This window comes from Vibrio sp. 811 (genome assembly GCF_033339195.1).
In genome coordinates, this window is record NZ_JAWOUB010000238.1 from 1 (window position 1) to 834 (window position 834).

Below are 834 nucleotides of genomic sequence, written 5' to 3' on the forward strand. Positions count from 1 at the left end.
ACATTGGAACAGGGCAAACCATTGTCTGAAAGCCGCGGGGAAGTGAGCTACGGGGCATCTTTTGTAGAGTGGTTTGCAGAAGAGGCTAAACGAGCTTATGGCGAAGTTATCCCAGCTCCTGCTGTAGATAGACGTTTATCTACAATTAAACAGCCTGTAGGCGTGTGTGCTGCGATTACACCGTGGAATTTCCCTATTGCTATGATCACACGAAAAGCGGCACCTGCGTTAGCTGCTGGGTGTGGGATGATCATCAAACCGTCCGAGTTGACCCCTCTGACCGCACTAGCGGTTGTTGAACTTGCGTATCAGGCTGGTATCCCTAAGCCGCTTTTACCTGTTGTTATTTCTGAACAGGCCGCTGAGTTTGGTCAGGTGTTATCGATGGATCCTAGGATCAAGAAGATTTCATTTACGGGTTCGACTCGCGTCGGCAAAATTTTGATGAAGCAGGCTAGTGAAACTGTTAAAGCGGTATCGATGGAACTTGGAGGTAACGCTCCGTTTATTGTTTTTGAGGATGCTGATTTGGAATTAGCTGCTGATGGGCTTATAGCGTCTAAGTTCCGTAATGCAGGGCAAACGTGCGTGTGTACAAACCGTTTATATGTACATCAAAATGTCAAAGAGCGCTTTATGGAAAAAGTGCTCGCGAAAATGATGGAGCTAAATGTTGGGAATGGCTTGGAGTCTGGTGTGACAGTTGGGCCTGTGATCACCATGGCTTCTAAGCATCGTCTGGAGGCTGTTATTGATCAGGCGTTACAAGAGGGGGCTACAATTGCTAACCGTCCTCAAAAGCTCGCAGGGCGCTTTATGGAGCCTGTAATTTTG

Annotated in this window: 1 protein-coding gene; it reads left to right on the top strand. The window is 47.6% G+C overall.

Annotated elements, in window-relative coordinates; translation table 11 throughout:
• A partial coding sequence (locus tag R7Q46_RS26070) for an aldehyde dehydrogenase family protein (protein ID WP_318078068.1) occupies positions 1-834 on the top strand: 834 nt, incomplete at both ends.